The sequence below is a fragment of the Isoptericola sp. NPDC057653 genome (assembly GCF_042799955.1).
In the GTDB taxonomy this organism is placed as follows: Bacteria; Actinomycetota; Actinomycetes; order Actinomycetales; family Cellulomonadaceae; genus Isoptericola.
Genome location: NZ_JBHVHP010000001.1, coordinates 1353432 through 1377785, shown reverse-complemented (window position 1 = coordinate 1377785; position 24354 = coordinate 1353432). Strand labels below are relative to the sequence as shown.

Annotated in this window: 23 protein-coding genes; 15 read left to right on the top strand and 8 right to left on the bottom strand. The window is 75.0% G+C overall.

Features of this window, described 5'->3' with window-relative positions; translation table 11 throughout:
* Window positions 1-40 precede the first annotated feature (40 nt).
* Genes ACFU9A_RS06215 through ACFU9A_RS06205 form a run of 3 tightly spaced genes read left to right on the top strand, consistent with a single transcriptional unit; the run spans window position 41 to window position 3128 of the window.
* Window positions 41-856: a (Fe-S)-binding protein gene (locus ACFU9A_RS06215; protein WP_430574384.1), complete on the top strand. Its 816-nt coding sequence runs from the start codon at window positions 41-43 to the stop codon at window positions 854-856.
* Window positions 853-2430, top strand: a complete 1578-nt coding sequence (locus tag ACFU9A_RS06210; RefSeq protein WP_430574383.1) for a LutB/LldF family L-lactate oxidation iron-sulfur protein — start codon at window positions 853-855, stop codon at window positions 2428-2430. The genes ACFU9A_RS06215 and ACFU9A_RS06210 overlap by 4 nt, the downstream gene beginning before the upstream one ends.
* On the top strand, window positions 2427-3128 hold the full coding sequence (locus tag ACFU9A_RS06205) for a lactate utilization protein C (RefSeq protein WP_430574382.1): 702 nt from the start codon (window positions 2427-2429) through the stop codon (window positions 3126-3128). The genes ACFU9A_RS06210 and ACFU9A_RS06205 overlap by 4 nt, the downstream gene beginning before the upstream one ends.
* Before the next feature lie 2 nt (window positions 3129-3130).
* On the opposite strand, the gene ACFU9A_RS06200 is transcribed toward ACFU9A_RS06205, so the two are convergent.
* Complete coding sequence (locus tag ACFU9A_RS06200) at window positions 3131-4201, bottom strand: CU044_5270 family protein (RefSeq protein ID WP_430574381.1); 1071 nt, start codon at window positions 4199-4201, stop codon at window positions 3131-3133.
* Window positions 4201-4779 (bottom strand): RNA polymerase sigma factor, encoded by a 579-nt coding sequence (locus ACFU9A_RS06195; protein WP_430574380.1) that lies wholly within the window; start codon window positions 4777-4779, stop codon window positions 4201-4203. The genes ACFU9A_RS06200 and ACFU9A_RS06195 overlap by 1 nt, the downstream gene beginning before the upstream one ends.
* A gap of 201 nt (window positions 4780-4980) precedes the next feature.
* Here ACFU9A_RS06195 and ACFU9A_RS06190 point away from each other — a divergent pair, with 201 nt between their 5' ends.
* Together ACFU9A_RS06190 and ACFU9A_RS06185 are read left to right on the top strand one after the other, a co-directional pair.
* Window positions 4981-5628, top strand: coding sequence for a uridine kinase (locus ACFU9A_RS06190; protein ID WP_430574379.1), 648 nt, complete (start codon window positions 4981-4983; stop codon window positions 5626-5628).
* 57 nt (window positions 5629-5685) lie between these two features.
* Window positions 5686-6060 (top strand): VOC family protein, encoded by a 375-nt coding sequence (locus tag ACFU9A_RS06185; RefSeq protein WP_430574378.1) that lies wholly within the window; start codon window positions 5686-5688, stop codon window positions 6058-6060.
* 18 nt (window positions 6061-6078) lie between these two features.
* Here ACFU9A_RS06185 and ACFU9A_RS06180 read toward each other — a convergent pair whose 3' ends face one another.
* Window positions 6079-6336 (bottom strand): hypothetical protein, encoded by a 258-nt coding sequence (locus tag ACFU9A_RS06180; protein WP_430574377.1) that lies wholly within the window; start codon window positions 6334-6336, stop codon window positions 6079-6081.
* A 138-nt stretch (window positions 6337-6474) separates the two neighbouring features.
* A complete protein-coding gene (locus ACFU9A_RS06175; RefSeq protein ID WP_430574376.1) occupies window positions 6475-7044 on the bottom strand; it encodes a DUF1697 domain-containing protein in 570 nt (189 codons plus the stop codon).
* Window positions 7045-7162: 118 nt separating this feature from the next.
* On the opposite strand from ACFU9A_RS06175, the gene ACFU9A_RS06170 reads away from it, so the two are divergent.
* Complete coding sequence (locus tag ACFU9A_RS06170; protein WP_430574375.1) at window positions 7163-8383, top strand: glycosyltransferase; 1221 nt, start codon at window positions 7163-7165, stop codon at window positions 8381-8383.
* An 18-nt stretch (window positions 8384-8401) separates the two neighbouring features.
* Here ACFU9A_RS06170 and ACFU9A_RS06165 read toward each other — a convergent pair whose 3' ends face one another.
* Together ACFU9A_RS06165 and ACFU9A_RS06160 are read right to left on the bottom strand one after the other, a co-directional pair.
* Complete coding sequence (locus ACFU9A_RS06165; protein WP_430574374.1) at window positions 8402-9862, bottom strand: serine hydrolase domain-containing protein; 1461 nt, start codon at window positions 9860-9862, stop codon at window positions 8402-8404.
* A gap of 52 nt (window positions 9863-9914) precedes the next feature.
* Entirely contained in the window at window positions 9915-10931 is a 1017-nt protein-coding gene (locus ACFU9A_RS06160; RefSeq protein WP_430574373.1) for a LacI family DNA-binding transcriptional regulator, read from the bottom strand.
* Window positions 10932-11112: 181 nt separating this feature from the next.
* Here ACFU9A_RS06160 and ACFU9A_RS06155 point away from each other — a divergent pair, with 181 nt between their 5' ends.
* The 4 genes from ACFU9A_RS06155 (at window position 11113) to ACFU9A_RS06140 (ending at window position 15063) form a co-directional block, all read left to right on the top strand.
* Entirely contained in the window at window positions 11113-12249 is a 1137-nt protein-coding gene (locus ACFU9A_RS06155) for a Gfo/Idh/MocA family protein (protein ID WP_430575348.1), read from the top strand.
* Between the two features lie 56 nt (window positions 12250-12305).
* Complete coding sequence (locus ACFU9A_RS06150) at window positions 12306-13517, top strand: dihydrodipicolinate synthase family protein (protein WP_430575347.1); 1212 nt, start codon at window positions 12306-12308, stop codon at window positions 13515-13517.
* On the top strand, window positions 13514-14422 hold the full coding sequence (locus ACFU9A_RS06145) for a sugar phosphate isomerase/epimerase family protein (protein WP_430574372.1): 909 nt from the start codon (window positions 13514-13516) through the stop codon (window positions 14420-14422). Before ACFU9A_RS06150 ends, ACFU9A_RS06145 begins: the two co-directional genes overlap by 4 nt.
* Window positions 14423-14631: 209 nt before the next feature.
* Complete coding sequence (locus ACFU9A_RS06140) at window positions 14632-15063, top strand: hypothetical protein (RefSeq protein ID WP_430574371.1); 432 nt, start codon at window positions 14632-14634, stop codon at window positions 15061-15063.
* A 59-nt stretch (window positions 15064-15122) separates the two neighbouring features.
* Here ACFU9A_RS06140 and ACFU9A_RS06135 read toward each other — a convergent pair whose 3' ends face one another.
* Both ACFU9A_RS06135 and ACFU9A_RS06130 read right to left on the bottom strand, forming a co-directional pair.
* The gene (locus ACFU9A_RS06135) at window positions 15123-16379 is read right to left on the bottom strand and encodes a glycosyl hydrolase (protein ID WP_430574370.1); all 1257 of its coding nucleotides are present in this window, start codon (window positions 16377-16379) and stop codon (window positions 15123-15125) included.
* Between the two features lie 73 nt (window positions 16380-16452).
* Window positions 16453-17442: a LacI family DNA-binding transcriptional regulator gene (locus ACFU9A_RS06130; RefSeq protein ID WP_430574369.1), complete on the bottom strand. Its 990-nt coding sequence runs from the start codon at window positions 17440-17442 to the stop codon at window positions 16453-16455.
* Between the two features lie 170 nt (window positions 17443-17612).
* On the opposite strand from ACFU9A_RS06130, the gene ACFU9A_RS06125 reads away from it, so the two are divergent.
* From ACFU9A_RS06125 to ACFU9A_RS06105, 5 genes are read left to right on the top strand one after another with little or no spacing between them, the layout of a single operon-like run.
* The gene (locus tag ACFU9A_RS06125; protein WP_430574368.1) at window positions 17613-18896 is read left to right on the top strand and encodes an ABC transporter substrate-binding protein; all 1284 of its coding nucleotides are present in this window, start codon (window positions 17613-17615) and stop codon (window positions 18894-18896) included.
* Between the two features lie 25 nt (window positions 18897-18921).
* Window positions 18922-19860 carry a carbohydrate ABC transporter permease gene (locus tag ACFU9A_RS06120; RefSeq protein WP_430574367.1) on the top strand — a complete coding sequence of 313 codons (939 nt, stop codon included), beginning with the start codon at window positions 18922-18924 and terminating at the stop codon, window positions 19858-19860.
* 28 nt (window positions 19861-19888) lie between these two features.
* Window positions 19889-20743 carry a carbohydrate ABC transporter permease gene (locus ACFU9A_RS06115; protein ID WP_430574366.1) on the top strand — a complete coding sequence of 285 codons (855 nt, stop codon included), beginning with the start codon at window positions 19889-19891 and terminating at the stop codon, window positions 20741-20743.
* Window positions 20740-23016 carry a glycoside hydrolase family 3 protein gene (locus ACFU9A_RS06110; RefSeq protein WP_430574365.1) on the top strand — a complete coding sequence of 759 codons (2277 nt, stop codon included), beginning with the start codon at window positions 20740-20742 and terminating at the stop codon, window positions 23014-23016. The genes ACFU9A_RS06115 and ACFU9A_RS06110 overlap by 4 nt, the downstream gene beginning before the upstream one ends.
* Entirely contained in the window at window positions 23004-24329 is a 1326-nt protein-coding gene (locus tag ACFU9A_RS06105) for a glycoside hydrolase family 125 protein (RefSeq protein WP_430574364.1), read from the top strand. The genes ACFU9A_RS06110 and ACFU9A_RS06105 overlap by 13 nt, the downstream gene beginning before the upstream one ends.
* Window positions 24330-24354 lie beyond the last annotated feature (25 nt).

The window sequence follows — 24354 nt, the reverse complement described above, 5'->3', positions numbered from 1 at the left end:
GCCGCACCGCAGCGGCGCCGAAGGAGTTCCGAGGAGTCGTATGCGCATCGCCCTCGCCGCCACCTGTCTCGCCGACACCCTGTTCCCCGGAGCCCCGAGCGCGACCGTGCGCCTGCTGGAGCGGCTCGGCCACGAGGTCGTGTTCCCCGCCGACCAGGCGTGCTGCGGGCAGATGCACGTCAACACCGGCTACTTCCGCGAGGCGGTCCCGGTGATCCGCAACCACGTGGAGACGTTCGCGCCGGTGGCGGACGGCGAGTGGGACGCCGTCGTCATCCCGTCCGGGTCGTGCACCGGGTCGGTGCGCCACCAGCAGGCGATGGTCTGCCGCCGCGCCGGCCTCGACGACCTCGCCGCGACGGCCGAGGCGGTCTCGGCGAAGACGTACGAGCTGTCGGAGCTGCTGGTCGACGTGCTCGGCGTCACCGACGTCGGCGCCTGGTTCCCGCACCGCGTCACCTACCACCCCACCTGCCACTCGCTGCGCATGCTGCACGTGGGCGACAAGCCGCTGCAGCTGCTGCGGGCCGTGGCGGGGATCGACCTCGTGGAGCTGCCCGCCGCGGACACCTGCTGCGGGTTCGGCGGCACGTTCGCGCTGAAGAACGCGGACACGTCGGCCGCCATGCTCGCCGACAAGACCGCCCACGTGCGCGGCACGGGCGCCGAGGTGCTCACCGCGGGCGACATGTCGTGCCTCATGCACATCGGCGGCGGGCTCTCCCGGCAGGGCACCGGCGTCCGGGCGCTGCACCTGGCGGAGGTGCTCGCCTCGACGCGCGAGGAGCCCACCCCCCTGCCCGACACGACGTTCACGCGCCCGGGGCGGACGGAGCGGACGGGGGCCGCGCGATGAGCGAGACGTTCCTCGGGCTGCCCCGGCCGCGGCGCCGCCCCACCGAGGCGGAGGAGCCGTTCGGCCCCGTCCCCCACCCGAAGGAGCCGCTGCGCTGGGGCCAGGACTTCCCCGCCGCGGCGAAGCAGACGCTCGCGAACGACCAGCTGCGCCGCAACCTCGGCCACGCGACGCAGGTGATCCGCGCCAAGCGGGCCGCCGTCGTCGGCGAGGTGCCGGACTGGGAGGCCCTGCGCGACGCCGGCTCGGCGCTCAAGCAGCAGGTGATGGCGCAGCTCCCCGAGCTGCTGGCCACGCTGGAGGAGAACGTCGTCGCGCGCGGCGGCGTCGTGCACTGGGCGCGCGACGCGGCCGAGGCCAACCGGATCGTCGCCGACATCGCGAAGGCCAAGGGCGCCGACGAGGTGGTCAAGGTCAAGTCCATGGCCACCCAGGAGATCGGCCTCAACGAGGCGCTCGCCGACGAGGGCATCGCCGCGATCGAGACCGACCTGGCCGAGCTCATCGTCCAGCTCGCCGACGACATGCCGTCGCACATCCTGGTCCCCGCGATCCACCGCAACCGCTCGGAGATCCGCGACATCTTCCTCGCCCGCATGGGCGACGCGCCGCCCGACCTCTCGGACGTGCCGCGCGAGCTCGCGATGGCGGCCCGCGCGCACCTGCGGCGCAAGTTCCTCTCCGCCAAGGTCGCCGTGAGCGGCGCCAACTTCGCCGTCGCGGACACGGGCACGCTCGCCGTCGTCGAGTCCGAGGGCAACGGGCGCATGTGCCTCACGCTGCCCGAGACGCTGGTGACGGTCATGGGGATCGAGAAGCTGGTGCCCACGTTCGACGACCTCGAGGTGTTCCTGCAGCTGCTCCCCCGCTCCTCGACCGGCGAGCGGATGAACCCGTACACGTCGCTGTGGACGGGCGTCACGCCCGGGGACGGGCCGCAGGAGTTCCACCTGGTGCTGCTCGACAACGGCCGCACCGACGTGCTCGCCGACGAGGTGGGCCGCTCCGCCCTGCACTGCATCCGCTGCTCCGCGTGCCTCAACGTGTGCCCCGTCTACGAGCGGGTGGGCGGCCACGCCTACGGCTCGGTGTACCCCGGGCCGATCGGCGCCATCCTCACCCCGCAGCTCACGGCGGCGACCGGCGGGGTGTCCGGGCACCACGACCCGAACGCCTCCCTGCCGTACGCGTCGTCGCTGTGCGGCGCCTGCTACGAGGTGTGCCCGGTGAAGATCGACATCCCGTCGATCCTCGTCGACCTGCGCGCCCGCGAGGTCGACGCCGACCGCTCGGCGCGCGCCGTCGACCCGTGGCGCACGGCCATGAAGGCCGCGTCGTGGGTCATGGCCGACGGCGACCGGTTCGCCCGCGCCGGCCGCGCCGCCACGCTGGGCAGCGGCCTCGGCGGCCGCGACCACGCCGTCTCCGTGGCGCCGCCGCCCGCGTCCGCGTGGACCAGGTCGCGCGACCTGCCCGCCCCGCCGCGGCAGACGTTCCGCCAGTGGTGGGCGGAGCACGACCCGACGCAGCAGTCGGCCGAGCAGGCCACGCCGGAGCGCGAGGAGGAGCGATGAGCGACGCGAGGACCGAGGTGCTCGCCCGCGTGCGGGCGGCGCTGGGCCAGCCCGGGACGGGCACGACGCCGGCCGGAAAGGTCGGCACCGCGCCCCGGCCGGAGCCCGTGCCGCGCGCCTACCGCGCCGCCGGGGAGCACGCCGTCGGCTCGGCCGAGGTGCTCGAGCAGCTCGTCGACCGGCTCGTGGACTACAAGGCCCACGTCCACGAGGTCACCGCCGCGGACCTCCCCGCCACCGTCGCCACCCTGGTCGCCGGGCTGTCCGGACCTGACGGCGCGCCGCGGGTCGTGGCGCCGGACGGGCTGGACGACGCGTGGCTGGCGGCGCTGCCGGCGGGCACGGAGGTCGTGCGCGACTCCCGGGAGCACCCGCTGGCCGCGACGGACCTGGACGCCGTCGCCGCGGTCGTCACGGCCGCCCGGGTGGCGATCTCGGAGACGGGCACGATCGTGCTCGACGGCGAGCCCGACCAGGGGCGGCGCGCGATCTCGCTCGTGCCCGACGTGCACCTGTGCGTGGTGCGGGCGGACCAGGCGGTGCAGACCGTGCCCGAGGCCGTGCGCCTGCTCGGCGCGCACCCCGACCGGCCGCTCACCTGGATCTCCGGGCCCAGCGCGACGTCGGACATCGAGCTGGACCGCGTGGAGGGCGTGCACGGCCCGCGGACCCTGCACGTCCTCCTGGTCGCCGGCTGAGCTCAGGGCGTGTCGCCCACGGCGTCGACCACCCCGGACTCCAGCAGGGCCCATCCGGACGGCTCGGGCGCGCCGGGGTGGTCGGAACGTGTCCCCAGGACCTCGTCCGTCTCCGGATCGATGATGATGTCGGTGCGAGCACCGCCGGCGCTCGTCAGCCCCACCCCGACCCCGGTGCGTCCCGCGACGTCCGTCGTCTCCCCCGACCCGGTGACCCCGGGGATCTGCGCGACGGCGCCGAGCAGCCCGACCACGATCTCCGGTGGCATCCCGCCGTCCTCGAGCAGCCCGACGATCTCGTCGAACACGGCCTGGTCCGGGTGGTCCGCCGGGCGGCCCTCCGTCTCCTCGTACGGCTCGACGGTGTCGCGAAGGAACGCGAGCATGGTGTCGGCGTCACCGTCGGTCGGCATGCCGGGCGGGAACGCCGGGATGTCCGCGCAGGCGTCCCACGTCCCGTCGCAGGGCTCCAGCGGCGACTCCCACGGGCCACCCTCGGGGTTCCACGGGTCCTGACCCGGCTCCGTCACTCCCCGGACGAGGCCCGCGTGCTCGGCATCGACGGACTTCCAGGACTCCCTGGTCCGGGTCACCACCGCCAGCACGTAGTCGCCGTCCGGCCCCTCGCCCTCCTCGGTGGCCCGTTGGATGCCCCGCGAGTAGACGAGCTGGTCCGGGCGCGGGTCCCACGGCGTCTCCTCCGCGGCCTTCGCGGCCGCCGACTCGAGGATCTCCACCGCCTCGGCGCTCGCGACCGGTTCGTCGCCGACCGTGGGCACGATCGCGATCGCCCCCGCCGTGACGGCCGCGATCCCCGCCGCGAGCGCCACGCGCCGACCGACCCGGCGCCCGGGCCGCCGGGCATCCGGCCCGCGGCGGCCGGCCGGTCGGCGCCCGTTGCCGCCGACCAGGCGCGACGCCCGGGGCGGTCCGGCCGTCGACGGCGTGACGGGTGCCGTCCGGTCCTCCGCCGCGAGCTCGTCCAGGACACGGCGGCGCAGAGCGGTCGGGGGCTCGGCGGTCGGCGGGTCGAGCAGCGTGCCCGTCTGCCGGAGCATGGTCATCTCGTCCATCAGTCCTCCTCGTTCCAGCCGCGGGCGCGCAGCGTCGCGCGCACCGTGCGGCGGGCGCGGTGCAGGCGTGAGCGCACCGTGCCGATCTTGAGCTCGAGCGTCCCGGCGATCTGCTCGTAGGTGAGGTCGCCCCAGGCGGCGAGCAGCAGCACGTCGCGGTCGCCCGTGGAGAGTGCGGCGAGCGCCTCCGCCAGCACGGGGGCCGCCGCCCGCGCGCTGACCGCGTCCGCCACGGCGTCGGCCATCCCGTCGTCGGCGGGGGTCACCCCGGACCGTGCGAGCGCCCGGAGGCGGGCGGCCTCTGCCCGGTGCCAGCGCGCGATCTCCTTGGTCGCGATCCCGAACAGCCAGGGCCGCGCGTCGGGCCGGGTCAGGTCGTACGACTCGCGCCGGCGGAAGGCGGCGACGAACGTGTCGGCCACGACGTCCTCGGCATGCTCGGGGCCCACCCGCCGGTACGCGTACCGGTAGAGCTGCCGCGAGTACCGGCCGTAGAGGGCCGCGAAGTGCTCCGGTTCGTCGATCGACGCGACGACGATCGCGGCGTCCCCGGCCGCGGGCGGAGGGATCTGGGTCATCGCTGCCACGGTGACCCTCCTCGTCGCGGACATGGTCTCCTCATCACAGCCTCCATCGGTGCCGGCGTGCCTGTCCCCCTGTATCTCCCCTCGCCGCCGATCGAGTTCACGGCGGGGCGACGCCCGCGGCATCACCGGTCGTCGGCGCGGTGCCCGTCCCGGCCAGGATCCCGGCACGGATGTCCGCCACAATGGTGTCCCGTGACCGACCGCGAGCCCCCGACGTCCGACGCCCTCTTCGAGGTCCCACCGGGCGCGCGCCGGCCCGCCCGGCGGATCGTGCTGCTCACCGGGCCGTCGGGGTCGGGCAAGACGGCCCTCACGCGGCGGCTCGGCCTCCCGGTGGTCAACCTCGACGACTTCTACCGCGACGTCGACCACCCGGGGATGCCGATGCGGTACGGGATCGTCGACTGGGACGACCCGCGCAGCTGGGACTCCGAGGCCGCGCTCGACGCGCTCCGCGACGTCGTCCGCACGGGCCGCACCGAGGTGCCGGTCTACGACATCCCGACGTCGCGCCGCACCGGCGGGACCGTCCTCGAGGCGGGCGACGCCCGCGTCGTCGTCGCCGAGGGGATCTTCGCGGCCGAGCTGGTCGCGGCCTGCCGGCGCGAGGGCATCCTCGCCGACGCGATCTGCCTCGCCCGGCCGCGCGTGATGACGTTCTGGTTCCGCTTCCTGCGCGACGTCGCCGAGTCGCGCAAGCCGGTGCCGACCCTCGTGCGGCGCGGCTGGGGCCTGATGCGCGCGGAGCCCGCCCTCGTGCGCCGCTGGGTGGAGCTGGGCTGCCGCCCCGTGGCGCCCGCGCAGGCCGAGCGCGACATCCGCGCCCTCCTGGCCCGCTGAATTCCTTGCCCGCTGAATTCCTTCGGCGGCGACCGGGTCGACGCCTACGGTGGGCGCATGGCAACGGTGCGGAAGTTCCAGGTCACCTTCGACTGCGCGGACCCGGAGCGCGTCGCCCGCTTCTGGTGCGAGGTGCTGGGGTACGAGATGCCCGACGGCGTCACCTCGGTCGCGGTCGACCCGACGGGCGTGGGCCCGCGCCTGTACTTCCAGCGCGTCCCCGAGGGCAAGGTCGTCAAGAACCGCGTGCACCTGGACGTGCGCGTGGGCACCGGCCTGGTGGGCGACGAGCGCCTCGCCGCCCTGCGGGCCGAGCAGGCGCGCCTCGAGCCGCTGGGCGCCGTCCACCTGTGGACGCAGCTCGCCGACGGCGAGGAGGAGTCCTGCATCACCATGCAGGACGTCGAGGGCAACGAGTTCTGCCTCGACTGACGCCACCCCGCCGGGGCGTCAGACCGGGAACCCGAAGGACGCCCAGCGGAGCAGCGCCCACGCGACGATGACGACGGACCCCGCGACGACCCAGGGGCGGCTCCACCCGGCGAGCCCGGTCGCGGCCGCGCCCACCAGGGCGACCGGCAGGAGGTAGAGCACCGCGATCGCGCTGATCGCCAGCGCCGCGGCGAAGGCCGGTGTCACGCCGTCGCCCGACCCGCGCGACCTCCTGTCGAGGACCTCGCGTTCGCCACCGCCGGCTTCGTACGCCATCGTCGTCCCTCTTCCTGTCGCCACCCCGGGCACGTCGTCGTGCCGCGGCCGCGATCCTAGGGATCTCCGGGCAGCCCGGGAAGGACCGTCTCGCGCGATCGACCGGGCGCACCCGGTCGGCGCGTCACCGGACCGGCGCTAGGCGCCGGGCAGCGGCTCGTCGAGCAGCGCCAGGAGCCGGGTGGTGGTCCGCCAGGAGCGCACGGTCATCTGCCGGAACACGGGCATGCCCATGAGCCGCTGGATGCGCGTCCGCCGGGCCTGCGCCGCGACCCGGGAGAAGTAGACCGCCCCCGGGCCGGTCGCCACGGCGTCGACGCCGTCGCGCAGCTCGGGCATCGCGTCGAGCACCTCGCGCGCGGTGAGCGGCGCCTTGAGGAAGAAGACCTCGCTGCGCAGCGCGTCCGAGCCGTGGTCCGGCGGCGCGGCGGCGACGGTGGCGGCCAGCTCGTCGCGCGAGCGGACCAGCGTCGGGACGGCGAAGCCGAACCGGTCCGCGAGCGCCGCCTCGATCGTGCCCTCCAGGTCGGGGCCGCTCGCCGGGTCCGCCGCGAGCAGCACGTTGCCGCTCTGCTGCACGGTCCGCGCGGCGCCGAGTCCGGCGTCCGCGAGGCACGCGGCGAGGTCGGGCATCGCGACGGCGTGCCGGCCGCCCACGTTGATGCCGCGCAGCAGCGCGACCGTCGTGGGCAGGTGCTCGCCGACCATGGGTCCACCGTGCCACCGAACGCCGACATCGGGCCCGCGAAGTGTCATGCGAACGTCACACGGCGGTCATCCGCAGCACATGATCGGCGGTCACGCTGGGGCGCAGGAGGTGGTCTCTATGGCTGAGCAGACGACCGATCGCGGGGCTCTTCGAGTCCTCTCCCTCTACGAGGGGTTCTTCAGCGGCGGCGCGCGCGTGCTGCACTCGTCGGTGGTGGCCGGCCTGCACGGCCAGGGCCGCCAGCGGCACGCCGTGCTGAGCATCCACGACGACGTGCGGCGCGAGGGGGCGCGGCAGCGCATGGTCGACGACCCCCGCTACCGGCAGCTCACGGCCGCCGGCGTGCGGGTGACGTCGCTCGGCCGGTCCACGGAGGTGCCGCACGACCCGGAGGCCGTCTCCGACGCGGAGGCCGAGGTCCTCGCCCGCGCGCTGCGCGACACCGACGTCGTGCTGTCGCTGAAGGAGCAGCCGCTGCGGCTCCTCTCCCGGCGCGACCTGCTGCCCGACCGCCCGGTGGTCGCGTGCCTGCACCGGTCCGACCCGCAGAACCAGGGCTCCGGGCTCGGCCACCTGCTGCGCGCGGCCGACGACGGGCGGCTCGCCGCGGTCGTGTGCTGCGCGGAGTCGACCCGCGCCGCCTACGAGGCCGCGGGCGTCCCCGCGCACCTGCTGCGCATCATCCCGAACGGCGTCGACCTCACCCGCTTCCGCCCCGTGCCGGCGGCACGCCGCCTGGCGCTGCGCGGCGCGCACCGGCTCCCCGCGGACGGCGTGGTCGTCACGTACGCGGCCCGCTACGACGCGATGAAGAACCCGGGCCTGTTCCTGGCGGCGGCCCGCGAGCTGCTCGGCCGCGACGCCGGCGTGCACGTGGTGCTGTGCGGCGCCGGGATGAGCCCCACGAACCCGGACCTGGGCGCCGACCTCGTGCTGGCCTTCGCCGACCGGCCCGACCTCCTCGCGCGCGTGCACCTGCTGGGCGTGCGGCACGACATGGAGCGGGTGCTCGCCGCGTCGGACGTCGTGGCGCTCACGTCCGCGTTCGGCGAGGCCGCCCCGCTGTGCCTCATCGAGGGCGCGATGTGCGGCGCGGTCCCCGTGACGACGCCCGTGGGCGACAGCGAGCGGATCGTGGACGGCATCGGCCTGGTGACCGGCTTCGACCCGGCGGAGATCGCGGCCGCCTGGCTCGAGGCCGCCGCCCGCCGCGACGCGCTGACCGCGGCGCTGGTCACCGCACGCCCCCGGTTCAGCCACGTGCGGATGCTGTCCGCGTACGCCGCCACGGTCGAGCGCGCCCACCGCGGGCTGGGACTGACGCTCGCCCGGGGCTGACCTCGCGACGGCCGCGGCCTACGCGACGTCGGGTCGCGTCATCAGCGGCTCGGTCACGTGCCGCGCCAGGTCGGGGCCGGTCAGGGGCACGAGGTTCCACGTCGCGGCGGCCGTGCCCCCGTCGGCGTCGACCGCCACGCGCACCCGGTGCGGCGTCGTGATCACGACGACGTCGGCGACGAACACGCTGCCCTGCCAGGCGCCGCGCGCGACGACGGGACGCCCGAGCGGCGCGCTCTCCCGCCACCCCGCGCGCCCGGCCTCGACGTCGAGGCCCGGACCGAGGCGCAGGAGCCAGCCGTCGTCGTCCGGTTCGACGGTCACGACCGTCCCGTCCGCCAGCGCGGAGCCGTCGGCGGACGCGTCGACGGTCGCGGTCACCCTCTCTCGCGCGCCGGCGGACCCCGTCAGGGGGGCCAGGGCGAGCCCCCGCAGCCGCTCGGCGAGGGCCGCGTCGGCGGCCGGGTCGCCGCCGCCGTCCATCGCGAGGTCGTCCAGCCCGGGCAGGAGGCACTCCCAGAGCGGCCCGAGCAGCGTCTCGCCGCCGCCGGACAGCGCGGCCGTCACGGCGACCACGAGGTCGTGGGACGGCACGACGACGCAGCTCTGCCCGAACGAGCCCTCCCCCCGGAACCCGTGCCGCGACCTCCAGAACTGGTACCCGTACCCGCGCAGCACGTCGGGGTTCTCCGACCAGCCCTCGACCTGCACCGTGGGGACGTGCCACGCCGTGGCGGTCTCGACCCACTCGCGCGGCACGAGCTGCCGGTCGCCCCACCGCCCGCCTTGCCGCAGCAGCTCGCCGAACGCGGCCACCGCCTCGGTCGTGAGGTGGAGGCCGTGGAAGCCGAAGGATGCGCCGCTCGCCACGCGGTCCCACTCGGCGTGGCGGATGCCCATCGGGAAGAAGACCCGCTCGTCGAGCAGCTCGGGGAGGCCCTGCCCGGTGACCCGCTCCACCATGCGGGCCAGGACGTAGGTGGTGGCGTTGTCGTACCCGTGCGCCGTGCCCTCGGCGGCGGTGAAAGGCACCCGCAGGAAGCCCCTTGTCAGGTCCCCCGGCTCGAGCTCCCACGCCGCCGTGAGGCTGTCGGTGCGGTGGCCGGTGGTCATCGACAGCAGGTGGTGGACGGTGAGACGGCGCCCCTGCGCGAGGACGTCCGCGGGGGCGTCGGCCGGGGCGCTCTCGGGCAGCACGTCGACCACCCGGTCGTCGAGGGAGAGCAGCCCGTCGGCCACCGCGAGCCCCACCGCGACGGCGGTGAACGACTTGGTCAGCGAGTACAGCAGGTGCGGCCGGTCCGCCGTGTACGGGGCCCACCAGCCCTCGGCGACGACGCGGCCGTGCCGCACGACCATCAGCGAGTGGCACTCGACCGACGCCGCCTCGAGCCGGTCGAGCAGCTTGATCACGGCGCGGGCGGGCACGCCCTCCGCCGACGGGGTCGAGCGCGGCAGCAGCGGCCGTCCGGGATGCATGCGGGCACCGTACCGACGCCACGCCACGGAATTTCGGAAGGCCGCGGGTCGATCAGCGCGTCGAGTCGCGCAGCCGCACCTCGAAGCCGACGTCGGTGACGGCGCCGCCGACGGCGTCGTCGACGGCGGCGCGCACCGCGAGGCTGCCCATGTCCTCCAGCGGGATGCGCACGGTGGACAGGGCGGGCACGTGGTCGCGCAGGGTGGGGACGTCGTCGAACCCGGCGACGCGGACGTCGCGCGGCACCTCGACGCCGAGCTCGCGGAGCCGGGCGATGAGGCCGATCGCCATGACGTCGGTGACGGCGAAGACGCACAGCGGCTCGCCGCCGCCGGGCTCGTCGCGGACCAGCTCGGCGACGTCGTCGCCGGCCGCGTAGCCGCCGTCGCGGGAGAACTCGGCGGTGAGCACCTCGGCGACGGTGCCGCCCCCGGCGCGCGCGGCGGCGGTGAACGCGTCGGTGCGCTCGCGCGACGTCACGACACGGGCGGGCCCGCCGAGCACCACGAAGCGCCGCTGCCCCTGGGCGAGCAGCGCCTCCGCGAGGGCGCGCGCCCCGGCGGCGTTCGGCGGGCGCACGACCGACCCGTCGCCCACGGGCTGGCCCACGATCACGGAGCGGCCGCCGGCGGCGACGAACGCGTCGAGCTCGGCGGCGAGGGCGGCGTCCTCGTCGGGCGTCCAGCGCGTGCCGGCGACGACGACGGCGTCCACGCGGTGCGCGGCGAACGCGGCGACGGCCTCACGCTCGGCCTCGGGGTCGCGCCCCGTCGAGGCGAGCAGCACGAGCCGGCCGCGGTCGCGGGCGGCGTTCTGCGCCCCGGCGGCGATCGAGGAGAAGTAGGGGTCGGAGATGTCCTGCACCACGAGCCCGAGCAGGCCCGAGCGGGCCCGCGCCAGCGCCTGGGCCTGCGCGTTCACCACGTACCCCAGCTCGGAGGCGGCCGCCTGCACCCGGGCGACCAGCTCCGCGCCCGGCTGCCGCGCCGACCCGTTGAGCACCCGCGACGCCGTGGCGAGGGAGACCCCCGCGCGGTCCGCGACGTCCTGCAGCCTCGCTCGTCCCACGTGCTCCTCCTGGTCCGTCCGGGCGGGACGCCTTGACGCGCTCGCCGGACACACCTTACCGTGGTCGGGAAAGCGCATTCCTCTGCCGTCCGGCATAGGGTCCGTGCACCACCCCGGCGCCGCCGCGCCGACGACGAAGGAGTCCTGAGTGAGCACACCCACGCGCACCCTGCGCATCGCGATGAACGGCGTCACGGGCCGCATGGGCTACCGCCAGCACCTCGTGCGCTCGATCCTGCCGATCCGCGAGCAGGGCGGCGTCGAGCTGGCCGACGGCTCGCGCGTCCAGGTGGAGCCCGTGCTGGTGGGCCGCAACGAGTCCAGGCTCGCCGAGCTGGCCGCCCTGCACGGCGTGGACGAGTACACGACGGACCTCGACGGGATCATCGCCGACCCCGCCACGGACATCGTCTTCGACGCGTCCATGACCTCCCTGCGCGCCAAGACCCTCACCAAGGCGATGCAGGCCGGCAAGCACGTCTACACCGAGAAGCCGACCGCCGAGACGCTCGCCGAGGCCGTCGAGCTCGCCCGCCTTCGCGAGGAGACCGGCGTCACCGCCGGCGTCGTGCACGACAAGCTGTACCTGCCCGGCCTGGTCAAGCTGCGCCGCCTCGTCGACGAGGGCTTCTTCGGCCGCATCCTGTCGCTGCGCGGCGAGTTCGGCTACTGGGTGTTCGAGGGCGACCACCAGGCCGCGCAGCGCCCGTCGTGGAACTACCGCAAGGAGGACGGCGGCGGCATGACCACGGACATGTTCTGCCACTGGAACTACGTCCTCGAGGGCATCCTCGGCCCGGTCAAGACCGTCAACGCGCAGACCACCACCCACATCCCGACCCGCTGGGACGAGCAGGGCAAGGAGTACGCCGCCACCGCCGACGACGCCGCGTACGGCATCTTCGAGATCGAGACGCCCGGCGGCGACCCGGTGGTCGCGCAGATCAACTCCTCCTGGGCCGTGCGGGTCTACCGCGACGAGCTCGTGGAGTTCCAGGTGGACGGCACGCACGGCTCCGCCGTCGCCGGCCTGCGCAAGTGCGTGGCCCAGCAGCGCGCGCACACCCCCAAGCCCGTGTGGAACCCGGACCTGCCCGTCACCGAGCCGTTCCGCGACCAGTGGCTCGAGGTGCCCGCGAACGCCGACCTCGACAACGGCTTCAAGCTGCAGTGGGAGGAGTTCCTGCGCGACGTCGTCGCCGGCCGCCCGCACCGCTTCGACCTGCTGTCCGCCGCGCGCGGCGTCCAGCTCGCGGAGCTGGGCCTGCGGTCGTCGGCCGAGGGCCGCCGCCTCGACGTCCCGGAGATCTCACTGTGACGGCCCCGACCCTCGACCCGACGCTCGCGCCGGAGCTGACGCCCAGCGGCGTCACCGTGCGCCTCCCCCGGTTCGACGCCGCGGGGCGCGCCACCGGCACCGAGGTGCGCGAGCTGCACGCGCCGGGCCCGTGGACGAAGCCCGTCGGGACGATCTCCTCGCGCCTCGCGTTCGCCGCGGCGCACGTCGTGCCGCAGGTCGGCGCGGAGAACGTGCCGGGCGCGCCCGCCGTCGTCGACTGGGACGCGACGCTCGCCTACCGGCACCGCATCTGGGAGCACGGCCTCGGCGTCGCCGACGCCATGGACACCGCGCAGCGCGGCATGGGCCTGGACTGGGCCGCGACGCAGGAGCTGGTGCGCCGGTCGTCGGCCGAGGCGGCGTCCGTCGGCGCGCGCATCGCGTGCGGCGCGGGCACCGACCAGCTCGACCCGGCGTCGGTCGAGCCCGGCGAGGCCGGCCTGGCCGCCGTCACCGACGCCTACCGCGAGCAGGTGCGGGTGGTGCAGGAGGCCGGCGCGCAGGTCATCGTCATGGCGTCGCGCGCCCTGGCGAAGGTGGCCCGCTCCCCCGAGGACTACGCCCGCGTCTACGACGCCGTCCTCGCGGAGGCCGACCGCCCGGTCGTGCTGCACTGGCTGGGCACCATGTTCGACCCTGCCCTCGCGGGCTACTGGGGGTCCGACGACGTCGAGTCCGCGACGCGGACGTTCCTCGACCTCATCACGGCCCACCAGGACACCGTCGACGGGGTCAAGGTGTCGCTGCTCGACGCGCAGCACGAGGTCGGGCTGCGCCGCGCGCTGGCCGCCCTCGACGGCTCGCCCGTGCGCCTCTACACCGGCGACGACTTCAACTACCCGGAGCTGATCGCGGGCGACGAGCAGGGGCACTCCGACGCCCTGCTCGGCATCTTCGCGGCGATCTACCCGGCCGCGTCCACCGCGCTGCAGGCGTTCGACGCCGGTGCCGCGGGCGACCCGGACGGCGCGGCCCGCGGGCACGCGATCCTCGCGTCGACCGAGAAGCTGGGGCGGCACATCTTCGCGGCGCCGACCTACTACTACAAGACCGGCGTGGCGTTCCTGTCCTGGCTGAACGGCTTCCAGCCGGGCTTCCAGCTGGTCGGCGGCCTGCAGTCGGGCCGCTCGCTGGCGCACCTCGTGGAGCTGGCGCGCCTGGCCGACGGCTGCGGCATGCTCCTCGACCCGGCGCTGGCCGCCCGCCGCCTGGACGCGCTGCTCGTCACGAACGGGGTCACCGCATGACCGCCCCCGACCTGAGCCGCTGCTCGCTCAACACCGCCACGGTCAAGCACGCGACCCTCGCCGAGGCGGTCGACGCGGCCGCGGCGGCCGGCCTCGGGGCCGTGGGCCTGTGGCGCCACCAGGTGCAGGAGCACGGCGCCGACAAGGCGGCGCGGATCGTCACCGACGCCGGCCTGCGCGTGTCGTCCCTGTGCCGGGGCGGCTTCCTCACCGCCGCCGACGACGCCGGGATCACGGCCGCGCTCGACGACAACAAGCGCGCCATCGAGGAGACCGCGGGCGTCGGCACCCGCGAGCTCGTCTTCGTCGTGGGCGGGCTGCCCGCCCTCAGCGTGCCCGGCCAGGGGCCCCGCCCCGACGCCGGCCCGGGCGACCGGGACGTCGTCGCCGCCCGGTCGCGCGTGGCCGACCGGCTCGCCGAGCTCGCGCCGTTCGCGGCCGAGCACGACGTGCGCATCGTGCTCGAGGCGCTGCACCCGATGTTCGCCGCCGACCGCGCGGTGGTCTCCACCCTCGGCCAGGCGCTCGACCTCGCCGCGCCGTTCGCCCCCGAGACCGTGGGGGTGGTGGTCGACACGTACCACGTGTGGTGGGACCCCCGGCTGCGGGAGTCGATCGCGCGGGCCGGGGCCGAGGGCCGCATCGCCGGCTACCAGGTGTGCGACTGGAGCCTGCCGCTGGCCGCCGACCCGCTCAACTCGCGCGGGCACGTGGGCGACGGGTACGTCGACTTCCCGACGATCTCCCGCTGGGTCGCCGAGGCCGGGTACACCGGCGACGTCGAGACCGAGATCTTCAACGAGCAGGTCTGGGCCGACGACCCCCGGGCCACCGCCCGCACCGTCGGCGAGCGGTACGCAGCGCACGTGCTGCCGCACCTGGCACCGGGGTCCGACGCCCTCTGACACCGGGCACCTGACACCCCGGTGCGGGCCGGTCGCCGACGCCGGCCCGCCGCACGACGCCCCGCCGCCCCCGAGGCGGCGGGGCGTTCGTCGTCCGCGGGCGGGGGTCCGCACCTGGTCAGGAACGAAGAAGCGCGGGCCCGGGTCGGCTCCCTAGCCTGGTCCCAGCGGCGCGGCACGGTGCCGCACCACCAGCCGGGAGGAACGCCATGACCACGTCCCAGGGGCTCAGCGCCGACGAGCGCGCCGCCGTCAAGCAGCGCGCCAAGGAGCTGCGCGAGCAGGAGAAGGCGGGCAAGAACCGCGCCGCGGGCGAGGAGGCGGTCCGCGCGGCGATCGAGCCGCTGGAGGGCACCGACCGGGACATCGCCGAGGGCATGTACCGGGTCGTCACCGAGGTGGCCCCCGGCCTCGTGCCCAAGACGTACTACGGCATGCCGGGCTTCGCGAACGACGCCGGGAAGATGGTGGTGTTCATGCAGCCCGCGGCCAAGTTCGGCACCCGGTACGCCACGGTCGGCTTCGACCCGGCGGCGCACCTCGACGACGGCGACTTCTGGACCACCGCGTTCGCCGTGCTCGCCTGGACGCCCGCGTTCGAGGAGCGGTTCACCGGGCTGGTGCGCGCCGCGGCGAGCTGAGCCTCCGACGCGTGCGGCCCGCCCCCTCCGCGAGGGGGCGGGCCACAGGCGTGCGGGCGTCAGGCCGGGCGCACCTCGGCGCGCGCCAGCTCGGTGATCCCCCGCGCGGCGAGGGCCGCGGGGTCGGCGGCGGTCGCGCTGGTCACGACGGCGACGGCCGCGCCCCGCTCGCGCAGGTCGTGCCAGAGCTCGAACACGGCGCCGCCGGGCCCGAGCGACGGCCGCGACAGCGGCAGGTCCGCGCCGTCGACGTCGACGACGACGCCCACGGTGCGCTCCTGCGCGAGGGGCAGCGCGCCGCGGCGGGCCTCCGCGACGACCTCGGCGAAGCGGCGGCCGAGCGGCTTGACCCGGTTCTCGGTGTCGAGCAGGCCGAGCGAGTACTCGAGGTCCTTGTAGTCCGCGAGGTCGCGGGTCACGTCGTGCGAGCACCACCAGGTGACGGCGTACAGGTCCTCGGTCGTGAGGGCCGCCTCGAGGGTGCGGGTGCAGAACTCCGGCATCTCGGCCTCGGCGAGGTTCATCGAGGGGGCGCCCACCTCCTGCAGCCACACCTGGCGGCCCGGGTCGGTCGCGAACGCCTTCGACAGCTCGATCATCCACTCCGCGTGCCGCACGGACTGCGGCGACAGCGCGCCGTAGCGCGCGGCCGTGCCGTTGAAGATCCACGAGTGCACGGTGGTCATGTCGCCGAGCCGCGAGGCGTGCTCGGGCAGGAACGAGTGGTCGTCCCAGTACCAGAGGTGGTCGTTCTCGCTGTGCACGACGACGTGGCGCGGGTCGCGGTCGCGCGGCGCCTCGAGCAGCGACGTCATCCAGTGCGTCACCTGCTCCGCGGTGGCGGGCATGGCGGCGGGGTTCGGCTCCAGGAACTGGTTGAGCTCGTTGCCGAGCGTCAGGCCCAGGAAGTTGGGGCGGTCGCGCACCGCGTCGTACACGGCGGCGACGAGGGCCGCCTGCGCGTCGACGGCGCCCTGGTCGGCGAACATGTTGCCGTCGTGCCAGTTCACGAGCCACGCGGGCACGAAGTCGAAGCCCGACATGTGCCCCTGGACGACGTCGACCGCGACGTCGAGCCCGAACTCGGCGGCGACGTCGGTGACGAGGGCGATGTCGTCGAGGGCGCGGCGGCGGATCAGGGTGCGGTTGGGCTGCAGCACGGGCCACAGGGGGAAGACGCGGACGTGGTCCACGCCGAGGCCGACGATCGCCTCGAAGTCCGCGCGGACGACGTCGGGGTCGACGGCCATCCACTGGAACATCCAGTCGCGGGACGGGGTGTAGTTGACGCCGAAGCGCGGCGCGGTCGAAGTCACAGGGCTTCCTCGCTTGTCTCGGTGCGGTGGTGCGGTGCTGCGGACAGGTGCTGCGGGCGGGTGCTGCCGCGGGCTATCGGGGCGCCGGCGCCGTGGACTCGCGCACGACCAGCCGCCGCCCGCTGACGCTCCGGGAGGTGACCTCCTCGCCGCGCACGAGCTGCTCGAGGAGGGCGACGGCGGTGCGCGCGCTCTCCTCCACGGGGGCGTCGAGGGCGGTGAGGCGGGGGCGCACGAGCGTCGAGACCCACGAGTCCTCCCAGGCGACGACGGACAGCTGCGCGGGCACCTGGACGCCGACCTCGGGCGCGTGCGCGACGATCTCGGCCGCGACGGTCTCGCTGTCGACGACCACGGCGGTCACGTCGCCGAGCCGGCCGAGCAGGTCGGCCACCGGGTCGCCCGCCGCCGGGTCCCACGCGGCGAACGAGGCGTCGACGCCGAGCTCGCCGGCGGCGCGGGCGAAGCGCCGGTCGCGGGCCCGGGTGTGCGCGAGGCCGGGCGCGTCGGTGACGCGCGCGACGCGGCGGTGGCCGAGGTCGGCGAGGTGCCCGAGGACGGTCGCGACGGCGGTGTCGTCCTGGACGGTGACGGCGGGCACGACGTCGCCCACGGGGGCGCCCAGCAGGGCCGCCGGGGCGCCCAGCTGCTCGACGAGCGCGAGGCGCGGGTCGTCGTTGCGCACGTCGACCAGCAGGAACGCGTCGACGCGCTGCTCGCCCCACCACTGGCGGTAGACCTGCTCCTCCTCGTCGGCGTGGACGAGGGTGAGCGACAGCGACCAGCCGATGTCGGCGAGCGGCTCGGTGAGGCCGGCGAGCAGCCGCATGAAGAACGGGTCCCGGCCGAAGGTCTCGCGGGAGCGGGCGATGACGAGCCCCAGGCTGCGGCCGCCCTGGCCGGAGACCTTGCGGCTGGCATAGTTCGGGCGCCAGTTCAGCTCGTCGGCCGCGGCCCGGATCCGGGCCGCCGTGGCCTCGGAGACGTTGGGGCGACCGTTGAAGGCGTGGGACACCGCCGAGGGCGAGACGCCGGCGTGCTTGGCGACGTCGGCGATCGTCACGCGTTTCGGGCTCGTAGCAGTCATGGTGCGTCCGAGAGTAGGGGGTTGACCATGCTCTGTAAAGCGGTATACGTTGCACGCCACTTGATGTGTACCGCTTTACAAGAAGGCGGTGGCGGAGGACGTTCTCCGCTCCTCGAACGACGCACCGTAGCTCTCAGGGAGGACCAGTGACCCACGGCGTCAGCAGGCGCACCGTGCTGAAGGCGGCCATCGGCGGCGGGGTGCTGACCCCGCTGCTCGCAGGCTGCGGCGCCCTCTCCCCTGCGGGGAGCGGGCCGCGGTCGATCTCCGTGCACACCCAGCTCAGCGGCGCCGTCGCCGGGGCCCAGGTGTTCGCGGACGTCGTCGCCGCCTACCAGCGCAGCACCGGGCGCACCGTCGCGCAGCTCAAGAACGGCTCGGACCTGCCCATCGTCTTCGAGACGAGCACGCTGGCCGGCAAGGCGGCCGACGTCGCGATCGTCAACATGATGGGACGCACCCTGTCGTGGACGCGGCTCGGCGCCACCATCCCGGTGACCGACCTGCTCGACGACTGGGGCCTGCGGGACAAGATCTTCCCGGAGGCGCTCACCGAGTGGACCGACCCGCAGGGCCGGCTGCGCGCGTTCCCGTTCACGCGCACCAACTGGCCGGTGTCGTTCAACACCGGCCTGCTCGAGGAGGCCGGCGTCGACATCCCGACCACCTCGGACGAGCTCATCGCCGCCGCCGACGCCCTGCGGTCCAAGGACATCGGCCCGGTCACCGTGGGCGGCTCGGACTGGAGCGGCCAGAAGATGTTCCTGCAGATCCTGCAGGGCTTCCTCACCGCGGACGAGGCGCGCGCCGTCTTCTCCTCCGGCAAGCTCTCCGAGAGCGCCGGGGCCCTCAAGGGCGTCGAGCACTTCGTCCAGCTGCGCGACGCGGGCGTCTTCGTCGACGACGTGCAGGGCTACACGTCGGACTCCGAGCTGACCCAGTTCAACACCCGCAAGGCCGCCATCGTGCCCGCGATGTCCTCCGCGCTCGCGCTCGTCCCCGGCGAGCGGGCGAAGGAGGTCACCGTCGGCGGCTGGCCGATGCCGTCGTCCGGCGGCGTGCTGACCCGCCCCAGCGTCATCAAGAGCTACAACGGGCACGGCATCTGGATCAGCGAGAACGGGGCGAAGAAGCTCGACCTCATCAAGCCGTTCGTCCAGTACCTGTACTCCGACGAGGTCGTCGACGACTTCATCCTCGGCTCCGGGCGCGACATGAACCGGGTCACGGACACCGTCAGCAAGGACTTCCCGCTGGTCGCGCAGGCCTCCCGGCTCACGGACGACGACGTCACGCCCGTCATGCTGCCCGACCTGCTCATCCCCGACGCCGTCTTCGAACCGATGGTCAAGGCGACCGCGATGGCCTACGGCACCGCGTCCGCCGAGCAGATCGTCGACACGTTCGAGAAGGCCTACCAGGCGGCCTGACCGCCGGCGCCACGAAAGGACTCCCATGACCACGCTCGTCGCCGCCGGCTCCCCGTCCGCCACCCGCGCCACCGCCCCCGGCTCCCCCGCCGGGACGCGTCGCCGCGCCCCGCTGCGCGAACGCTTCCCCGGCCTCGCCCTGCCCGCCCTCGTCTGGTACGCGGTCTTCATGATCGGCCCCGTGGTCGCGATGTTCGTCATCGCGTTCCTCTCCTGGCCGGGCATGCTCGCCACGCCGACGTTCGCCGGCCTCGGCAACTTCAGCGCCGTCTTCGCCGACCCCACGTTCTGGGCGGCCGTGCGCAACTCGGCCGTGCAGATCGTCATCGGGCTGCCGATCATGATCGTGCTCGCGTTCCTGCTCGCGTTCTACGTGGTGCAGAAGCCGCGCGGGCACCGCGTGCTGCGCTACCTGCTCTTCATCCCGGCGCTCATCTCCGCGCCCGCCACCGCCATGGTCTTCTACGCCATGCTCAACCCGGACGGCCTCGTCAACGGCGTGCTGCGCCCGCTCGGGTTCGACGGCACGGCCTGGCTCGCCGACCCGAGCACCGCGCTCGGCGCGATCATCGCCGTCGAGCTGTGGAGCGGCATCGGCTACTCCGCCGTGCTCATCGCCTCCCGGCTCGACGGCGTGGACACCGAGATCGTGCAGGCCGCGCGCATCGACGGCGCCGGCGACTGGCGCGTCGCCTGGCGTATGTACTGGCCGATCGCGCGGGACTTCATCGGCGTCGTGACGATGCTGCAGTTCCTGTCGATGCTGTTCAACTCCGCGCAGAACGTGCTGCTGCTGACGCAGGGCGGCCCCGGCACCTCGACGACGACCCTCGCCTACCTCATCTACCAGAAGGCGTTCGTCGAGGCCGACCTCGGCTACAGCCAGGCCGTCGGCGTCATCCTCTTCGTGATCGGCCTGGTCGGCATGGGCGCCATCCGCCGCGTGCTGCGCGCCACCCACTGATCCCCGACCTCGCCCTAGGAGAACCGTCATGGCCCGGCAGACCGCCGCCCTTCGGGTGCGGGACCGCATCGGCTCGATCACGAGCGGCACGCTCGCGTGGATCTACGCCGCCCTGCTCCTCGTGCCCTTCTACTACTTCATCGTCTCGTCGTTCAAGGACAACGAGCAGATCTTCGAGTCGCCCCTCGCGCTGCCCACCAGCTGGGACCTCTCGAACTTCACGACCGCCGTCCACCAGGCCGACCTCGGCCTCGCGATCGCCAACTCGGTGCTCACGACCGTCGGCGCCCTGGTGCTCACGCTGGTGCTGGCGCTGCCGGCGTCGTTCGCGCTCGCCCGCGCCCGGGGGCGCGCCGGCAAGGTCGTCGAGGGCGTCTTCGCCCTCGGCTTCCTCATCCCGTCGTTCGCGGCGCTGTTCCCGACCTTCCTGCTCGCCGCCGCCATGGGGCTGTTCCACACGCGCACCTTCATCGTGCTGCTGCTTCCCGCGACGGCGCTGCCGCTGTCGATCGTCATCCTGACGTCCTTCATGCGCACCATCCCGCGCGAGCTCGAGGAGGCCGCCTCCATGGACGGCGCGACCTCGCTGCAGGTGCTGCGCCAGGTCTACCTGCCGATCTGCATCCCCGGCATCGCGACCGTCCTGCTGCTCAACTTCCTCGCGTTCTGGAACGCCTACCTGTACCCCCTGATCCTCATCGGGCCGGACACCGCGCAGCGCACCATCCAGGTCGCCCTGCCGACCCTCAAGGTGGACGCCGGCACCGACTACGGCGTCCTCATGGCGGGCACGCTGTTCACGCTGCTGCCCGTCTACCTCGTCTACACGGTGCTGCAGCGCCAGATGCAGCGCGCGCTGCTGTCGGGGGCGGTCAAGGGATGACCCTCCCCTCCCCCGTCACCGCGGCGTCGCTGCCCCTGCGCACCCGCATCGGCCAGGTCAACCAGCGCCTCAAGGGCTGGGAGGCGGTGCGGTGGTCGGGCGGGGCGCCGCGCGTCACCGACGTCCTGCGCGCCGAGGTCGACCGGTGGGGCGGCCTCGGCGCCCTGTACGGCGTGCTGCGCGCGGACCCGTGGTCCGCCGTGCGCTGGGAGAACGGCGTGCCGCCGGAGGGCAGCGCCGAGGCGTACGCCGCGGTCCAGGAGCACGTCACCCGGTACGGCGACGGGCTGCCCGTGCTGTTCGTGGAGGAGGCCCCGCACGGCCTCATGGCGCTCGGCGGCACGACGCTGCCGGTCAACCTCGCCCTGGGTGCCGGCATGGACGCGGGGCTGGCGCAGGAGCTCGCCGCCGTCGTGGCCGCCGAGGCGCGCGCCCGCGGCACGCACGTGGCGCTCGTGTCCGGGCTGGACGTGCTGCGCGACCCCCGCTGGGGCCGCGCGGAGGAGTGCTTCTCGGAGGACCCGGCCCTCGCCGCGGCGCTCGTCGAGGCGACGGTCCGCGGGATGCAGGGCACGACGTCCTGCGACGACCCGATCGACGGCGGCCACGTCGCGGTCGTCGCCAAGCACCTCGCCGGCCAGGGGGCGGGCATCGGCGGGCGCAACGGCTCCGGCGCCCCGATCGGGCGTCGCGAGCTCGGCGAGCTGCACCTGCGCCCGGCGCACGCCGCCGCCCGGGCGGGCGTCGCCGGCTACATGGCCGCGTACAACGACGTCGACGGCGTGCCGTGCAGCGCCAACGAGGAGCTGCTCACCGGCACCGTCCGCGACCGGTGGGGCTGGCGGGGCCTCGTCATGGCCGACGGCACGGCGATCGACCGGCTGCGCGACAGCTCCCCCGACCCCGCCTCGGCCGCCGCGCTCGCGCTGCAGGCGGGCGTCGACCTCAGCCTCTGGGACGAGGCGTTCACGCACGTCGAGGAGGCGCTGGACCGCGGGCTCGTCGCCGAGGCGGTGCTCGACCGTGCCGTCGACCGCGTCCTCGCCCTCAAGCACCGGCTCGGGCTGCTCGGCGGCGCGCCCGCCGCGCCCGCCGCGCCCGGCCCCGCGCGCGACGTCGTCGCGCTCGTCGCGAGGGCGGCGCGGCAGGCCGTGGTCCTCGTGCACGACCACGGCGTGCTGCCGCTGCGCGCCGGCGCGACGGTCGCCGTCGTCGGCCCCAACGCCGACGACCTCGACGCCCAGCTCGGCGACTACACCCCGCCGCGCCCGCCCCAGGACCCGGGGTCGTCCACCGTGCTCTCGGCGCTCGCCGACCGGCTCGGCGCGGACCGGGTGCGGCACGCCGCCGGCAGCCGGCTGCGCGGCCCGCTCGACGACGGCGCGCTCGACGCCGTCCGCGCCGCGTGCGCGGACGCGGACGTCGCCGTGGTCGTGCTCGGCGGCACCAGCCGCCGCAGCTACGACGACGAGTTCGCCGACAACGGCGCCGTCGAGGGTCCCGCCACGGACACGACGAACGGCGAGGGCGTGGACCTCTCCTCGGTCGCGCTGCCGCAGGCCCAGCTCGACGTCGCGCGCGCCGCGCGGGCGGCGGGCCGGCCCGTCGTCGGCGTCGTCGTGGACGGGCGCCCGCGGGTGCTCACCGAGCTCGCGGGGCTCGTCGACGCCCTCCTCGTGGTCCCGTTCCCCGGCCCGACGGGGGGCGCCGCGATCGCCGACGCCCTCCTCGCCGGCGCGGCCTCCGGCCGGCTCCCGGCCACGTTCCCCGTGGCCGACGGCGTCGTGCCCGTGGCGCACGACGAGCGCCTCGAGACCGCCCGCGGCTACCTCGGCCACCCCGTGGTGCGGGGGCTGCCGTTCGGGGCCGCGCACGCGCCGGGCGTCACGACGACCCTGCGCTCCCCCGCCGCGACCGTCCGCGCGGACGACCTCGCCGCCGGCGCCACTGCCGCGCTGACGGTCGAGGTGACGAACTCCGGGCCCGTCGCCGTCGACCTGTCGGTGCCGCTCTACGGCCGCCGGCACGAGCGCGGGATCCGGCCCCGACGCCGTACGCTCCTGGGCGTGCAGCGCGCCACGGTCGCGGCCGGCGCCACGACGTCCCTGACGTTCGACCTCGGCCTCGACGCGCTCGGCTCCTGGGCGACCGGCGAGCCGGTCGCCCTGCCCGTGACCGTCGGCGCGTGGTGCACCCCCGACCTCGACGAGCCCGCCGGCGCCGCCACCGTGCGCGTCACCGACCTGGAGGACACCACCCCGTGGGACCGCTGATCACGACCACCACGACCACCGGCGCGACGCCCCTCCACCCGGAGATCGAGGCGACGCTGCGCGCGGCCGCCGAGCGGGTGCGCGCCACGTCGGGCGAGCGCGTCGGCGCGATGGTGCTCGCCGCGCTGCGCCGCACGCTCACCGACACGCTGACGGTGGGCGCGGACGGCAGCGTCTTCGTCATCACCGGCGACATCCCCGCGATGTGGCTGCGCGACTCCACCACCCAGCTCACGCCGTACCTGCGGTTCCTCGCGGACTGCCCGCCGCTGGCCGCCCTCGTGGCGGGCGTCGTGCGCCGGCAGCTCGCCTGCCTGGACCACGACCCGTACGCGAACGCGTTCAACGACGGCCCGACGGGCGCGCACTACGACCCCGACGACGTGTGCGACGACCCGCACGTGTGGGAGCAGAAGTACGAGGTCGACAGCCTCGCCTACCCGGTGACGCTGGCGCACCGCCTGTGGCGGGAGACGGGCAGCGCGGAGGTCTTCGACGAGCGCGCCCACCGGGTGCTGCGGACCGTCGTCGACCAGCTGCGCGCGGAGCAGCGCCACGACACGTCCCCGTACCGCTTCAGCCGCGAGACCACGATCCCGACCGAGACGCTCGCGCGCGACGGCCGCGGGACGCCGGTCGCGTTCACCGGCATGACGTGGAGCGCCTTCCGCCCGTCCGACGACGCGTGCACCTACGGCTACAACGTGCCGGCGAACCTGTTCGCCGCGCAGGCCCTGCGCGCGGTGGCCGAGATCGCCGAGGAGGTCTGGGCCGACGCGGCGCTGGCCGCCGACGCCCGCGCCCTCTCGGGCGAGCTGGTCGACGGCGTCGCGGCGCACGGCGTGGTCCCCGCCCCGGGCGGCGCCGCCGGCGCGCGCGTCTACGCGTACGAGGTGGACGGCCTCGGCGGCGTGCTGTGCATGGACGACGCGAACACCCCGTCCCTGCTGTCGCTCCCGCTCGTCGCACCCGACGTCCTGGACCACGACGTCTGGCGCGCCACCCGCGCCTTCGTGCTCGGCCCGGCGAACCCGTACTGGTTCTCCGGCACCGTGGCGGCCGGCGTCGGCAGCCCGCACACCGGGCCCGGCCGCGTGTGGCCCATCGCGCTCGCCGTCGAGGGTCTGACGGGCACCCCCGCGGACCGGGCGCGCCTGCTGCAGCTCGTCGCCGACACCGACGGCGGCACCGGACACGTGCACGAGGGCTTCGACCCGTCGGACCCGACGACGTTCTCCCGGCCGTGGTTCTCCTGGGCCGACTCCATGTTCTGCGAGCTCGCGCTGGCCGTCGCCGACGACGCGGGCGCCTGACCTGACGAGAGCCCCGGACGGCCTG

Coding starts and splice junctions, on each gene's coding strand:
- ACFU9A_RS06215 (WP_430574384.1), top strand. CDS start 41: ATGCGCATCGCCCTCGCCGCCACCTGTCTCGCCGACACCCTGTTCCCC.
- ACFU9A_RS06210 (WP_430574383.1), top strand. CDS start 853: ATGAGCGAGACGTTCCTCGGGCTGCCCCGGCCGCGGCGCCGCCCCACC.
- ACFU9A_RS06205 (WP_430574382.1), top strand. CDS start 2,427: ATGAGCGACGCGAGGACCGAGGTGCTCGCCCGCGTGCGGGCGGCGCTG.
- ACFU9A_RS06200 (WP_430574381.1), bottom strand. CDS start 4,201: ATGGACGAGATGACCATGCTCCGGCAGACGGGCACGCTGCTCGACCCG.
- ACFU9A_RS06195 (WP_430574380.1), bottom strand. CDS start 4,779: ATGACCCAGATCCCTCCGCCCGCGGCCGGGGACGCCGCGATCGTCGTC.
- ACFU9A_RS06185 (WP_430574378.1), top strand. CDS start 5,686: ATGGCAACGGTGCGGAAGTTCCAGGTCACCTTCGACTGCGCGGACCCG.
- ACFU9A_RS06180 (WP_430574377.1), bottom strand. CDS start 6,336: ATGGCGTACGAAGCCGGCGGTGGCGAACGCGAGGTCCTCGACAGGAGG.
- ACFU9A_RS06175 (WP_430574376.1), bottom strand. CDS start 7,044: ATGGTCGGCGAGCACCTGCCCACGACGGTCGCGCTGCTGCGCGGCATC.
- ACFU9A_RS06170 (WP_430574375.1), top strand. CDS start 7,163: ATGGCTGAGCAGACGACCGATCGCGGGGCTCTTCGAGTCCTCTCCCTC.
- ACFU9A_RS06165 (WP_430574374.1), bottom strand. CDS start 9,862: ATGCATCCCGGACGGCCGCTGCTGCCGCGCTCGACCCCGTCGGCGGAG.
- ACFU9A_RS06155 (WP_430575348.1), top strand. CDS start 11,113: ATGAACGGCGTCACGGGCCGCATGGGCTACCGCCAGCACCTCGTGCGC.
- ACFU9A_RS06145 (WP_430574372.1), top strand. CDS start 13,514: ATGACCGCCCCCGACCTGAGCCGCTGCTCGCTCAACACCGCCACGGTC.
- ACFU9A_RS06140 (WP_430574371.1), top strand. CDS start 14,632: ATGACCACGTCCCAGGGGCTCAGCGCCGACGAGCGCGCCGCCGTCAAG.
- ACFU9A_RS06120 (WP_430574367.1), top strand. CDS start 18,922: ATGACCACGCTCGTCGCCGCCGGCTCCCCGTCCGCCACCCGCGCCACC.
- ACFU9A_RS06115 (WP_430574366.1), top strand. CDS start 19,889: ATGGCCCGGCAGACCGCCGCCCTTCGGGTGCGGGACCGCATCGGCTCG.
- ACFU9A_RS06110 (WP_430574365.1), top strand. CDS start 20,740: ATGACCCTCCCCTCCCCCGTCACCGCGGCGTCGCTGCCCCTGCGCACC.